The organism is uncultured Georgenia sp. (assembly GCF_937958535.1).
GTDB lineage: Bacteria > Actinomycetota > Actinomycetes > Actinomycetales > Actinomycetaceae > Oceanitalea.
This window is the reverse complement of the sequence record NZ_CALGNQ010000222.1, coordinates 1-12,580: the sequence shown is the minus strand read 5'-3', so window position 1 is coordinate 12,580 and position 12,580 is coordinate 1. Positions and strand designations below refer to the sequence as shown.

General features: G+C 74.5%; 13 protein-coding genes and 2 pseudogenes. 13 read left to right on the top strand and 2 right to left on the bottom strand.

Annotated elements, in window-relative coordinates; translation table 11 throughout:
• Nucleotides 1-205: 205 nt before the first annotated feature.
• The 9 genes and pseudogenes from Q0195_RS15800 to Q0195_RS11790 all read left to right on the top strand — a co-directional run.
• A pseudogene (locus Q0195_RS15800) lies at nucleotides 206-697 on the top strand (NAD(P)/FAD-dependent oxidoreductase); the annotation flags it as partial.
• 113 nt (nucleotides 698-810) lie between these two features.
• The gene (locus tag Q0195_RS11825; RefSeq protein WP_299278748.1) at nucleotides 811-1,191 is read left to right on the top strand and encodes a hypothetical protein; all 381 of its coding nucleotides are present in this window, start codon (nucleotides 811-813) and stop codon (nucleotides 1,189-1,191) included.
• The gene (locus tag Q0195_RS11820; protein ID WP_299278745.1) at nucleotides 1,188-2,051 is read left to right on the top strand and encodes a ParA family protein; all 864 of its coding nucleotides are present in this window, start codon (nucleotides 1,188-1,190) and stop codon (nucleotides 2,049-2,051) included. Before Q0195_RS11825 ends, Q0195_RS11820 begins: the two co-directional genes overlap by 4 nt.
• On the top strand, nucleotides 2,038-2,910 hold the full coding sequence (locus Q0195_RS11815; RefSeq protein ID WP_299278742.1) for a ScpA family protein: 873 nt from the start codon (nucleotides 2,038-2,040) through the stop codon (nucleotides 2,908-2,910). The genes Q0195_RS11820 and Q0195_RS11815 overlap by 14 nt, the downstream gene beginning before the upstream one ends.
• 55 nt (nucleotides 2,911-2,965) lie before the next feature.
• Nucleotides 2,966-3,526 (top strand): SMC-Scp complex subunit ScpB, encoded by a 561-nt coding sequence (gene scpB / locus Q0195_RS11810; protein WP_299278750.1) that lies wholly within the window; start codon nucleotides 2,966-2,968, stop codon nucleotides 3,524-3,526.
• A complete protein-coding gene (locus tag Q0195_RS11805; protein ID WP_299278740.1) occupies nucleotides 3,523-4,266 on the top strand; it encodes a pseudouridine synthase in 744 nt (247 codons plus the stop codon). Before scpB ends, Q0195_RS11805 begins: the two co-directional genes overlap by 4 nt.
• A gap of 64 nt (nucleotides 4,267-4,330) precedes the next feature.
• Complete coding sequence (locus Q0195_RS11800; protein WP_299278737.1) at nucleotides 4,331-5,452, top strand: prephenate dehydrogenase; 1,122 nt, start codon at nucleotides 4,331-4,333, stop codon at nucleotides 5,450-5,452.
• Nucleotides 5,449-6,159 carry a (d)CMP kinase gene (gene cmk, locus Q0195_RS11795; protein WP_299278734.1) on the top strand — a complete coding sequence of 237 codons (711 nt, stop codon included), beginning with the start codon at nucleotides 5,449-5,451 and terminating at the stop codon, nucleotides 6,157-6,159. Before Q0195_RS11800 ends, cmk begins: the two co-directional genes overlap by 4 nt.
• Nucleotides 6,156-6,848: a lysophospholipid acyltransferase family protein gene (locus tag Q0195_RS11790; protein ID WP_299278731.1), complete on the top strand. Its 693-nt coding sequence runs from the start codon at nucleotides 6,156-6,158 to the stop codon at nucleotides 6,846-6,848. The genes cmk and Q0195_RS11790 overlap by 4 nt, the downstream gene beginning before the upstream one ends.
• A gap of 72 nt (nucleotides 6,849-6,920) precedes the next feature.
• Here Q0195_RS11790 and Q0195_RS11785 read toward each other — a convergent pair whose 3' ends face one another.
• Together Q0195_RS11785 and Q0195_RS11780 are read right to left on the bottom strand one after the other, a co-directional pair.
• Nucleotides 6,921-7,721, bottom strand: coding sequence for an ABC transporter permease (locus tag Q0195_RS11785; protein WP_299278729.1), 801 nt, complete (start codon nucleotides 7,719-7,721; stop codon nucleotides 6,921-6,923).
• A complete protein-coding gene (locus Q0195_RS11780; RefSeq protein WP_299278726.1) occupies nucleotides 7,718-8,614 on the bottom strand; it encodes an ATP-binding cassette domain-containing protein in 897 nt (298 codons plus the stop codon). Before Q0195_RS11780 ends, Q0195_RS11785 begins: the two co-directional genes overlap by 4 nt.
• Before the next feature lie 130 nt (nucleotides 8,615-8,744).
• On the opposite strand from Q0195_RS11780, the gene Q0195_RS11775 reads away from it, so the two are divergent.
• From Q0195_RS11775 to Q0195_RS11760, 4 genes and pseudogenes are all read left to right on the top strand, one after another.
• Entirely contained in the window at nucleotides 8,745-10,064 is a 1,320-nt protein-coding gene (locus Q0195_RS11775; protein ID WP_299278724.1) for a histidine kinase, read from the top strand.
• 2 nt (nucleotides 10,065-10,066) lie between these two features.
• Nucleotides 10,067-10,723 (top strand): response regulator transcription factor, encoded by a 657-nt coding sequence (locus tag Q0195_RS11770; protein WP_299278721.1) that lies wholly within the window; start codon nucleotides 10,067-10,069, stop codon nucleotides 10,721-10,723.
• 51 nt (nucleotides 10,724-10,774) lie between these two features.
• A complete protein-coding gene (gene der, locus Q0195_RS11765; protein WP_299278718.1) occupies nucleotides 10,775-12,247 on the top strand; it encodes a ribosome biogenesis GTPase Der in 1,473 nt (490 codons plus the stop codon).
• Nucleotides 12,247-12,580, top strand: a pseudogene (locus tag Q0195_RS11760) (hypothetical protein); the annotation flags it as partial. The gene der and the pseudogene Q0195_RS11760, both read left to right, overlap by 1 nt.

The window sequence follows — 12,580 nt, the reverse complement described above, 5'->3', positions numbered from 1 at the left end:
CGGTGGCAGGGCGCGAGCGCTGAGCCGCACCACGGCGTCGTGTGCCCTGGCGCGCTCGGCCTGCGCGGAGGCGCCCATCGCCCCAGTCTGCCCCAGACCACCGACCCTGTCGCCATATCCCCCGGGGAGGGGATGGACTGCGGGTGGTCACCGCACCCACGCTGCTCGCCGGGGGCCGGAGGGCCCGGTCCCCGGGGAGGGAACCATGGATGCGGACGTCATCGTCATCGGTGCCGGACCGGCAGGCCTGTGTGCTGCCGCTGCGCTCGAGCGGCGCGGGCTCCGGGCGACCGTGCTCGAGCGGGCGGACCGTGTGGGGGAGCCGTGGCGGGGACGCCCCGACGCGCTGCGCCTGAACAGCGGCCGGGGCGTGTCTGCGCTGCCGGGGCTGCGCTACCCGCGCTCGGCGGGCACCTTCCCCCGACGTGACGACGTCGTGGCCTACCTCGAGCGGTACGCCGCCGGACGCCGGGTGCGAACCGGGGTCGCGGTGGGACGCATCGACCCGGAGGACGACCACTGGCTGCTCACAACCACGGCCGGGCCGCTCACCGCCCGCCAGGTGGTCGTCGCCACCGGTCGGTACGCGCGGCCTCGGCTGCCGCGCTGGCCCGGGACACGGTCCTTCACCGGCCGTCTCCTCCACGCCGCCGACTACCGCAACGCCGTTCCCCACCGCGACCGCGACGTGCTGGTCGTAGGACCCGGCTGCTCCAGGCGCTGGCCGTCGGTGACCTCAGCCGGTACGGACTGCCCCGCCCGACCGAGGCGCCGTTCGCCCAGCTCCACCGGCGCGGCGTCGAGCCCACGGTGGTCGACCGCCGCACGCTGCGGGCGATCCGCTCCGGGGCCGTGCGGGTGGTTCCCGCCGTCGTCGGCCTGGACCGGACAGGCGCGCAGTTTGCAGACGGCAGCCACGTGCGGGTGGACGACGTCATCGCCGCCACCGGCTTCCGTCCGGACCTCGACGGCCTCGTCGGCCACCTCGGCGTCCTCGACGACGACGGCCTGCCCCTCCCACCGGACCGGCTGCCCGGTGGGCTGCACTTCATCGGCTTCCAGCAGGTGCCCGGCCAGCTCGTCCTCCTGCCCGGACAGGCACGCCGCCTCGCCGCCCGGGCACGGAGTGCGGATCTGTCCGCGCGCCTGCTCGCCCTGGAACGTCCGGGCAAACTAACGTGGGGACCGTGACCGACCCACAGCAGCCGACCCTGATCGACGAGACGTCCGGGCAGGCCGCCGACTTCCCGGAGCCGGCGCCGCTCGACGGCCACGGACCGGCGCGCATCATCGCGATGTGCAACCAGAAGGGCGGCGTGGGCAAGACGACGACGACCATCAACCTCGGCGCCTCGCTCGCCGAGTACGGCCGGCGGGTCCTCATCGTCGACTTCGACCCGCAGGGTGCAGCCTCCGCGGGTCTGGGGGTCAACGCCAACGAGCTGGACCGCACCATCTACTCGGTGCTCATGGAGCCGCGGTCCGATGTCCGGGAGATCGTCCACGAGACCGCCGTCGAGGGGCTCGACATCGTCCCGGCGAACATCGACCTGTCCGCCGCGGAGGTCACCCTCGTCACCGAGGTCGCCCGCGAGCAGGCGCTCACCCGGGTGCTGCGCCCGGTCACCGAGGACTACGACGTCGTCCTCGTCGACTGCCAGCCGTCCCTCGGGCTGCTCACGGTCAACGCGCTCACGGCCGCGCACGGCGTCATCATCCCGCTCGAGGCCGAGTTCTTCGCGCTGCGCGGCGTCGCGCTCCTCATGGAGACGATCGACAAGGTGAGCGAGCGGATCAACCCCCGGCTCGAGCTCGACGGCATCCTCGTCACGATGTACGACGGGCGCACCCTCCACGCCCGGGAGGTGCTCGAACGCGTCCGCGAGGGCTTCGGCGACCGGGTGTTCGACACGGTCATCAACCGCACCATCAAGTTCCCGGACGCCACTATCGCCACCGAGCCGATCACCAGCTACGCCCCCGGGCACCCGGGGGCCGAGGCCTACCGGCGGCTCGCCCGTGAGCTCGTCGCCCGCGGTGACGTCGCCTGAGCCGGCTGCGGCCCCCTCCCAGCAGCCGGCGGCGGACGCCGCCACCCCGCCGGGCCGCACGCCGTTCGCGGTCACCCTGGAGAACTTCTCCGGACCCTTCGACCTGCTGCTGTCGCTCATCGCCAAGCACAAGCTCGACATCACCGAGGTCGCCCTCGCCCAGGTGACCGACGAGTTCATCGCCCACCTCGAGGGGCAGGGGGACTGGGACCTGGGGCAGGCCAGCGAGTTCCTCGTCGTCGCCGCGACACTGCTCGACCTCAAGGCCGCCCGGCTGCTGCCCCGCGGCTCGGTGGAGGACGAGGAGGACCTCGAGCTGCTCGAGGCCCGCGACCTGCTCTTCGCCCGGCTGCTGCAGTACCGCGCCTACAAGGAGGTCGCTACCGACCTCGGGGAGCGGTGGGCGGCCGGGGCGCGCGCCTACCCTCGCTCGGTGACGCTGGAGCCGCACTTCGCGGCGCTGCTGCCCGAGCTCGTCATGCGAGTCACCCCCGAACGGTTCGCGCAGATCGCCGCCGCGGCCTTCGCCCCCCGGCCCGGGCCCCCGCAGGTGGACCTCACCCACCTCCACGCCCCGGTGGTCCCCGTGCGGGAGCAGGCCGCGCTCCTGGTCGACCGGCTGCGGCGGGTCCGCGCCGCGACCTTCCGGGCGCTGACGGCGGACGCCGAGAACCTCGCCGTCGTCGTCTCCCGCTTCCTCGCCCTGCTCGAGCTCTTCCGGGAGGGCGCGATCTCCTTCGACCAGGCCCGCCCGCTCGGCGAGCTCACCGTACGGTGGTCCGGGGCCGAGGAGGGGGAGGTCACCGTGGCCGACGACTACGACGCCGCCGCACCGGATCAGGGGACGGACGATGAGTGAGACCGAGCCGCAGCACCCACCGCTCTCCCGGTACGAGTCCGTGCCGGACGACGCGATGCCGCACGAGCACCTCGCGGCGATCGAGGCCGTGCTCATGGTGGTGGACGAGCCGGTGCCGGCCGCCCAGCTCGCCGGTGTCCTCGGGCTGCCCACCGGCCAGGTGGTCGAGCTGCTCACCGAGCTGGCCGCCGAGTACCGGGGTGAGCGCGGCTCCCGCGCCCGCGGCTTCGAGCTGCGCGAGGTGGCCGGCGGCTGGCGCATCTACTCCGCTCCCGCGTTCGCCGACGTCGTCGGCCGCTTCGTCGTCGACGGCCAGACCGCCCGGCTCACCCAGGCCTCGCTGGAGACGCTCGCCGTCATCGCCTACCGCCAGCCCGTCTCCCGCGGCCGGATCGCCGCCATCCGAGGGGTCAACGTCGACGGCGTGGTGCGCACCCTGCTCGCCCGCGGGCTCATCGAGGAGGCCGGCCACGAGGAGAGCGGCGCGGTGCTCTACCGGACCACCCCCTACTTCCTCGAGCGGATGGGCCTGGGGTCACTGGAGGACCTGCCCCCGCTCGCGCCCTACCTGCCCGACCTGGACTCCCTGGACGACCTGGAGGAGGAGCTGAGATGAGCGACGACGTCCACCGCCCAGACGGTGTCCGACTGCAGAAGGTCCTGGCCGCTGCCGGCTACGGGTCGCGGCGCGCCTGCGAGCAGCTCATCGTCGACGGCCGTGTCACGGTGGACGGCAGGGTGGTCGAGCTCGGCACCCGGGTCGACCCGGCCACCGCCGTCGTCCACGTCGACGGTGTCCGGCTCCAGCTCGACGAGACCAAGGTGACCCTCGCCCTGCACAAGCCGGCCGGCGTCGTCTCGACGATGAAGGACGAGCAGGGCCGCCCCGACCTGTCCCAGTACGTCGCCGACCGGCCCGAGCGGCTCTTCCACGTGGGCCGGCTCGACGAGCAGACCGAGGGCCTCCTCCTGCTCACCAACGACGGCGAGCTCGCCCACCGGCTCACCCACCCCTCCTACGAGGTGCCGAAGACCTACGTCGCCACCGTCGAGGGGGAGGTGCCCCGTTCCCTCGCCCGGCGGCTGCTCGCCGGTGTCGAGCTGGAGGACGGACCCGCACGCGCCGACCGCTTCGTCGTGCTGGAGACGCTGCCCACGGCCTCGGTCGTGGAGATCGAGCTGCACGAGGGCCGCAACCGGATCGTGCGCCGCATGCTCGAGCAGGTCGGCCACCCGGTCACCAGGCTGGTGCGGACCCGGTTCGGGAACATCCGCCTCGGACGGCTCAAGCCCGGACACACCCGGGTGGTCGAGGGCACCGAGCTCGGCACGCTCATGGCGAGCGTCGACCTGTGACGGCCGAGGGTAGGCTGTCCCGGGCGCCGCGAGGGACGGTCCGCCCCGAGGAGGAAGCACGAGCGTGAGCAGGCAGGCGGCACCCCTGACCACGGGCCCCGTCAAGGTCGTCGGCACCGGTCTGCTCGGCACGAGCACCGCGCTCGGGCTGCGGCGCCTCGGCGTGACGGTGATCCTCGCCGACACCTCGCCCTCCGCCCTCGCACTGGCCCGGGACATGGGCGCGGGCGACCCCGAGGGCAGCGGCGGGCCCGAGCCCGCGCTCGTCGTCGTCGCGACGCCCCCGGACGTCGCGGGCGACGTCGTCCTCGAGATGCTCTACCGCCACCCCGACGCCGTCGTCACGGACGTCGCGAGCGTCAAGGCGGTCATCGCCCAGGAGGTGGCGGCCGGGGCGGAGGAGACCCAGCGGGCCCGGTACGTGGGCTCCCACCCGATGGCCGGGCGGGAGCGGTCGGGTGCGGCGGCCGCCGACGCCGACCTCTTTGCCGGACGCCCCTGGGTGGTCGCCGCCACCGACGACACCCCTGCCTCCGCCGCGACGGCGGTGCGCAACCTGGCGCTCGACCTCGGTGCGCTGCCGGTCACGCTGCCGCCGACCGAGCACGACGAGGCCGTCGCCCTCGTCTCCCACCTGCCCCAGCTCGCGGCCTCCCTCGTCGCGGCCCGGCTCGTCGACGCCCCGGAGGCAGCCCTGTCCCTCGCCGGGCAGGGGCTGCGGGACGTCACCCGCATCGCGGCCTCCGACCCCCGGCTGTGGGCGGCGATCCTCGTCGGGAACGCGGCGCCTGTGGCCGACGGGCTGCGCCGGCTGCGTGACGACCTCGACGCCGTCATCGCCGGCCTGGACCGGGCGGCCACCGAGGGCCCGCTGGCCCCCGGCGCCGTCGGCGCGCTGACCCACGTGATCGCTGCCGGCAACTCCGGGGTCGCACGCATCCCGGGCAAGCACGGCGGGGCGCCGCGCCGGTACGCGACCGTCCAGGTGCTCGTGCCCGACCAGCCCGGCGAGCTGGGCCGGCTGTTCGGCGAGGTGGGTGAGCTCGGCGTCAACATCGAGGACCTCCAGCTCGAGCACTCCGCCGGCGCGCCGGTCGGCATCGCCCACCTGTCGGTGGTGCCCGCGGCGGCCGCCGAGCTGGAGGAAGGCCTGACCGACCGCGGATGGAGTGTGGTGGCGGAATGACCGCACCGGTGACGGTGGCGATCGACGGGCCCTCGGGCTCGGGCAAGTCGACGGTGAGCAGGCGGCTGGCGTCGCAGCTCGGCCTGGCGTACCTCGACACCGGGGCGATGTACCGGGCGGCGACCTGGTGGTGCCGCCGGCAGGGCCTGGACCTCACGGCGGGTCAGGACGTCGCCGCGGCGGTCCGCGCGATGCCGCTGGAGATGGGCATCGACCCCGCGCGCCCGAGCGTGGTGTGCGACGGCGTCGACATCACCGAGGAGATCCGCCGGTCGGAGATCTCCGCCGTGGTCTCGGCCGTGGCGACCAACCTCGACGTGCGCGCCGAGCTGCGCCAGCGGCAGCGGGCGATCATCGCCGCCGAGCGCCGGCCCGGTGGCTTCAGCCAGGGCCGCGGCATCGTGGCCGAGGGCCGTGACATCACCACCGTCGTCGCGCCGGACGCCGACGTGCGCATCCTCCTCACCGCCGACGAGGAGGCCCGTCTGGCCCGTCGGGCCCGGGAGCTGCACGGCACCGCCGACGCCGCCACGCTGGCCGCCACCCGTGCCGAGGTGGTCGGGCGCGACGCGCGGGACTCCACCGTGTCGACCTTCCTCACCGCCGCCGACGGCGTCGTGACGATCGACTCCTCCCGGATGGACGTGGAGGAGACCGTCGACGTCGTCGCCCGGGTGGTCGAGCAGGCCCGGGAGGGAGCGCTGTGAGCGGCAAGCCCTCCCGCGGGTCGCGGGTGCGGGCCGAGGACATCCACCGCTGGGGGCCGGTGTGGTCCCGGCGGGTGGGGTGGTTCCTCGCCCACGCGTGGTGGAACACCACGGTCCACGGCGCCGAGAACGTGCCGCGCACCGGGCCGGTGGTCGTCGCGTCGAACCACACGGGCGTCATCGACGGGCCGCTGCTCCACGGGGTGATCCCGCGCGGCTCCCACTTCATCATCAAGCAGGAGTTCTGGGACACCCCGCTCGGCTTCCTCATGACGCTCGCCGGGCAGATCCCGGTGGACCGCAGCAACGGGCGGGCGGCGCTGGCCGTGGCCCAGCAGCTGCTGCACGAGGGCCGGGTGGTCGGCATCTTCCCCGAGGGGAACCGGGGCAGGGGCCGGGTCGAGTCCACCCGCGCCGGCGTCGCGTGGCTCGCCGTCCACGGCCGGGCACCGGTCGTCCCGGTCGCCTGCCTCGGCACCCGCCCCAGCGGGAAGAAGGTGGGCTACGTGCCGCCGCCGCGGGCCCGGCTGCACGTGGTCTTCGGCAAGCCACTCGTCATCGACACCGAGCGCCGCGAGGGCGGTAACCGGGAGCTCATGGCCCGGGCGATGAAGCAGATCCACGAAGGGCTGGCCGCGCACGTCGAGGACGCGGTGCACCTCACCGGCGTCCCGCTGCCCTCGCACTGAGGCCGGGCGCGACACCACGGGTTCGGGGGCGGCCACGCCCTCCACGCGGCCGCCCCCGGCTTCAGGTGCCCGCTACGAGACGTCCCGACGGGCGGTGCGCCACAGGCCGACGGCCAGCGGCAGGAGCACCCACACCGCCGTCGACGTCCCCAGCTGGGCCCACGCGGTGGCGTCCAGCTGCCCGTCGAGGAGAGGGCCCATGGCACGGTCGAGGTTGAGCCAGCGGGCGGTGGTGTCGAGCGAGTCGACGAGCATGGTGAGGACCGTCCACGCGGTCGGCAGCGCAAGGTAGGCGACGATCGCCACCGGCGTGCTCATCAGCGCCAGCCCGAAGGCCAGCCCCTGGGTGACGAGGATGAGCAGGGCGCCCACCATGCCGCCGACGACCGCCCACTCCAGTGCCCACGACCCGTCCCCGTCGAGCCAGAGCATCCCGACGACGTTGAGGACGGCGCCGGCGAGGAGCGCACCGACCATGACGGTCAGGCCCAGCCCCCAGGCCGACAGGAGCTTCGCCGCGGTCACCCGGTTGCGGCGCGGCTCGAGGGTGAAGGTGGTCAGTGCGGTGCGCTGGGACCACTCTCCGGTCGCTGCCATGATCCCGATGAGGGGCAGGAGGAGCACCTGCCCGAGGGACGAGGCGGTGGTGAGCTCCTGCCACGTCCGGGTCTCGGGCTCACCGGCGAAGAGCACGAGGGCGCTGAGCGCGAGGTTGACGAGGACGACCACCGCGAGCAGCCAGATCCCCGCCCGGGTGTCGAGCTGTTTGCGCAGCTCGACACGTGCGAGGCGGCTGAACGGGATCGCCCGCGGGTGAGGCGTGGCGGTTGTGCGGTGGTCCCGGTGGGTGGCGTGAGCCGTGGCGACGGTCATGCTGCGACCTCCTCTCGCCCGTGCTGGGCGGTGGTCTCGAAGAACAGGTCCTCCAGGCCGGTGGCGGCGTTCGGCCGGAGGTCGGTGAGGACGACGCCGGCGTCCAGGGCGGCACGGCCGACCTCCTCGCGTGAGGCGGAGGTGGACAGGCCGTGGGGGAGCGGGTCGACGTCGTGCCCGGCGCCGACGAGGGCCCGGGCGAGCGCGGCGTCGTCGGTGCTGCGGACCAGCGTGCCGGGCGCCCCGAGCAGCTCGGCGACGCTGCCGGCGGCGAGGATCCGACCGCCGCCGATGATGACCACGTCGTCGGCGACCGCCTCGACCTCACGCAGGAGGTGGGAGGACAGCAGCACGGTGCCGCCCGCGTCGGCGAAGGACCGCAGCACCGAGCGCATCCAGCGGATGCCGGCCGGGTCGAGCCCGTTGGCCGGCTCGTCGAGGATGAGCACCTCCGGCTCGCCGAGCAGGGCGTGGGCCAGGCCCAGCCGCTGGCGCATCCCCAGGGAGTACGTCCGGGTGCGTCCCCGGGCCTCCGCCGGGGTGAGCCCGACCAGGTGGAGCACCGCCTCCACGCGGGAGGAGGACAGTCCCATGAGGCGGGCGGAGAGGGTGAGGACCTCCCGGCCGCTGCGTCCCGCGTGCTGCGCGGAGGCGTCCAGCAGCACACCGACCCGGCGGCCCGGGTTGGCGAGCTCGGCGAACGGCACGCCCAGGACGGTGCCGCGGCCGGCGGTCGGGGTGGTCAGCCCGGTGAGCATGCGCATCGTCGTCGACTTCCCGGCCCCGTTCGGGCCGAGGAAGCCGGTGACGCGCCCGGGACGGGCGGTGAAGGAGACGGTGTCGACGACGAGACGGTCGCCGTACCGTTTCGTCAGGTTCTCGGCTGTGATCATGGCGTCCACTCTCGCGGCGGCGCAGCGGATGGGGATCGGTCGGGGGGCTCCTGCCCGTCAACCTTTCGGCGGACCCCGGCGAGCCCGCGGGTGGACCGCGTGGACCCGCGCGTTCCCTAGGCTGTGCGGCATGCAGGGTCTCGCGTCACCGTCCGCCGAGCCGGCGACCGTGGCCGCTCCGCCGTACCCGGCACCGTCCGCCCCGCCGCCGCTGCGGCCCTGGTCGCGAACCTGGCGTTACCTGGCCGCGCTCGGGATCGCCCTCGTGCTGTGGCTCGCAGCCGGAGCGGAGGTCGTCCCCGCCGACGGCACGGCCGTGGCCGGGGACGTGGAGGCACGCATCGGCGCCGCCCTTGTCCTCGACGCGCTGCTCGGCGTGCTGGGGCTCGGCGCGCTGCCGCTGCGGCGCAGCCACCCGCGCACCGCGGGTGTGCTCACCGGGCTGCTCACCACCGTCTCCGCCTCGGCGATCGGTGCCGCCACCGTCGCCCTCGTGTCGGTCTCCACGTGGCGGCGGTGGCGCTGGGTGGTCCCCGTCGTCGCGGTCTGGGTGGCGGCGGCGATCTGCTACGAGCTGGTGTGGCGACCGTCCGTCTTCGGGGAGTCCTTCGGGATGGGGTTCATCGTCCTGTCCGGAGGGCTGGCCGTCGGGGTCGGCGCGACGTGCGTCGCGACCGGCTACTACGTGGGCGCCCGACGCGAGCTGCTCAGCACGCTACAGCTGCGGGCGGAGACCGCCGAGCGGGAGCAGGCCGCCAAGGCGGAGGCCGCACGCCAGGCCGAGCGCACCCGCATCGCGCGTGAGATGCACGACGTGCTCGCCCACCGGATCTCGCTCGTCGCGATGCACGCCGGGGCGCTGGCCTACCGCACCGACCTCAGCCGGGAGGAGACCGCCGCGGCGGCCGGCGTCATCCGGGACAACGCCCACCGCGCGCTCACCGAGCTGCGGGAGGTGCTCGGGGTGCTCCGGGCAGGCCACGGAGCGGGTGCCGGCAGCCGGGAGGGCGACGCCCTCGCCGAGCCCCCGCAGCCGGTGCTCGAGCAGGTCGGTGAGCTGCTCGACGCGGCCCGGGCGACGGTCGAGGTCATGCTCGACGCCACCGGTCTGCCCGGCGGGTCCCTGGCGGGGGCGGCCGGGATGCCGGTCACGGTCTCCCGCACGGCCTACCGCGTGGTCCAGGAGGCACTGACGAACGCCTGCAAGCACGCCCCGGGCAGCGCCGTCGTCGTCCGCCTCGCCGGCGGCCCGGGTGGGCTGCTCACCGTCGAGGTGCACAACGACGTGCCGCCGGCGGGGAGCGTGGCGACCCCGGCCGCACCCGGGGCCGGGCTCGGGCTGGTCGGGCTGGCGGAGCGCGTGGAGCTCGCCGGGGGAGTGCTCGAGCACGGACCTGGATCCGACGGCTGCTTCGCGGTGCGGGTCTGGCTGCCCTGGGAGGAGGAGTGACGGTGGCACCGGTCCGGGTGGTCGTGGTGGACGACGACGGCCTCGTCCGCGCGGGGCTCCGGCTCATCCTCGGCGGGAGCGACACCGTCGACGTCGTCGGGGAGGCGGCCGACGGGCACGAGGCGCTCACCGTCGTGGAGCGGGAGCGCCCTGACGTGGTCCTCATGGACATCCGGATGCCCGGCCTCGACGGCCTGGCCGCCACCCGCCGCCTCGCCGAGCGCGGCTCGACGGCACGGGTCCTCGTACTGACCACCTTCGACACCGACGAGATGGTCCTCACCGCCCTGCGCCACGGCGCGGCCGGGTTCCTCCTCAAGGACACCCCGCCGCCCGACCTCGTGGAGGCTGTGGTCCGGGCCGCCCGCGGGGAGCCGATGCTCTCGCCGAGCGTCACCGCGCAGGTGATCAGCGCCGCCACCCGGGACCGGGGCAACCCCCGGGAGCGTTCCGCCCGCGAGCGGGTCGCGCGGCTCACCGACCGGGAGCGGGAGGTGGCCGTGGCCATCGGCCGCGGGCTGTCGAACGCGGAGATCGCGGCCGAGCTGTACCTCGGGCTGGCCACCGTGAAGACCCACATCGGCCGCGTCCTCACCAAGCTCGAGGCGAGCAACCGGGTGCAGATCGCGCTGTGCGTCCACGACGCAGGCCTGCTGTGACGCGGCGAGGCCGTTCGCGCCGGACCGCCACGGCAGGGAACAATGGCGGGCGTGACCGAACCCGATGACCGCACGACCACCTGGGACGACGAGGAGCAGCGCGCCGCAGCACTGCGGGCCGGCCTGGAGGACTACGTCCTGGACGAGGACGACGCAGCGCTCCTCGCCGCCGCCGACGCCGCCCCCGGCGCGGAGGTGCCCGAGGCGCCACTGCCGGTGCTCGCCGTCGTCGGCCGCCCGAACGTGGGCAAGTCGACCCTCGTCAACCGGATCCTCGGCCGGCGTGAGGCGGTGGTGCAGGACGTCCCCGGTGTCACCCGTGACCGCGTGAGCTACCCCGCGGAGTGGGCCGGACGCCGCTTCACGCTCGTCGACACCGGCGGGTGGGAGCACGACGCGCGCGGACTGCAGGCGCGGGTCGCCGACCAGGCCGAGGTTGCCGTCGCGATGGCCGACGCCGTGCTGTTCGTCGTCGACGCCACTGTGGGGCCCACGAGCACCGACGAGCAGGTGGTGCGGCTCCTGCGGCAGTCCGGCAAGCCGGTGATCCTCGTGGCGAACAAGGTCGACTCCCCGATGCAGGAGTCCGACGCCGCCGAGCTGTGGTCCCTCGGGCTGGGGCAGCCGTGGCCGGTCTCCGCTCTGCACGGCCGCGGCTCGGGCGACGTGCTCGACGCCGCGATGGAGGTGCTGCCGGAGGTCTCCCAGGTGGCCTCCCCGCTGCCGGAGGGCGGGCCGCGGCGGGTGGCGCTCGTCGGACGGCCCAACGTCGGCAAGTCGAGCCTGCTCAACGCGCTCGCCCGGCAGGAGCGCGTGGTGGTCGACGACGTCGCCGGCACCACCCGCGACCCGGTCGACGAGCTCGTCGTGCTGGGCGACCGGCCCTGGTGGTTCGTCGACACCGCCGGCATCCGCCGGCGCGTGCACCAGACCAAGGGGGCCGACTTCTATGCCTCCCTGCGCACCCAGGCGGCGCTGGAGAAGGCGGAGGTCGCCATCGTCCTCGTCGACGCCTCCCAGCCGCTGACCGAGCAGGACGTCCGGGTGGTCCAGCAGGTGGTGGACGCCGGGCGGGCGCTCGTCATCGCCTACAACAAATGGGACCTCATGGACGAGGACAAGCGGTTCCAGCTCGAGCGGTCGATCGACAAGGACCTCGGGCAGCTGCAGTGGGCACCGCGGGTCAACGTCTCCGCCAAGACGCGCTGGCACGTCGATCGGCTGGTCAAGGCGCTGGACACCGCGCTCGAGGGCTGGGACACCCGCATCTCCACCGGGCGGCTCAACGCCTTCCTCGGGGAGCTCACCGCAGCACACCCGCACCCGGTACGCGGGGGCAAGCAGCCGCGCATCCTCTTCGCCACCCAGGCCGACACCCGCCCGCCGCGCTTCGTCCTCTTCGCCACCGGGTTCATCGAGCACGGGTACCGGCGGTTCATCGAGCGCCGGCTGCGGGAGACCTTCGGCTTCGCCGGCACGCCGGTCGAGATCAGCGTGCGCGTCCGGGAGAAGCGCCGCCGCTGATGGACCGGCGCCACGTGCTGCTGCGGTGGGGGCTGCCGCGTGACCCCCGCGCGAGCGAGCACGTGCTCGGGTTCGTCCTCACCACGGTGGCGACCATCGTCGTCACCCGGGGCTACCTCCAGCTCACCGGCTTCCCCCAGATCGGCGGGGAGACGCTGCACGTCGCCCACGTCCTGTGGGGCGGCCTGTTCATGGCGGTGGCGATGGTCCTGCTGCTGTCCTTCGCCGGGCCGGTCGTCCGCCCGCCCGCTGCGTTCCTCGGCGGGATCGGGTTCGGGCTGTTCATCGACGAGGTGGGCAAGTTCCTCACCCAGGACAACGACTACTTCTTCC

Coding starts and splice junctions, on each gene's coding strand:
- scpB (WP_299278750.1), top strand. CDS start 2,966: ATGCCGCACGAGCACCTCGCGGCGATCGAGGCCGTGCTCATGGTGGTG.
- Q0195_RS11805 (WP_299278740.1), top strand. CDS start 3,523: ATGAGCGACGACGTCCACCGCCCAGACGGTGTCCGACTGCAGAAGGTC.
- cmk (WP_299278734.1), top strand. CDS start 5,449: ATGACCGCACCGGTGACGGTGGCGATCGACGGGCCCTCGGGCTCGGGC.
- Q0195_RS11785 (WP_299278729.1), bottom strand. CDS start 7,721: ATGACCGTCGCCACGGCTCACGCCACCCACCGGGACCACCGCACAACC.
- Q0195_RS11780 (WP_299278726.1), bottom strand. CDS start 8,614: ATGATCACAGCCGAGAACCTGACGAAACGGTACGGCGACCGTCTCGTC.
- Q0195_RS11775 (WP_299278724.1), top strand. CDS start 8,745: ATGCAGGGTCTCGCGTCACCGTCCGCCGAGCCGGCGACCGTGGCCGCT.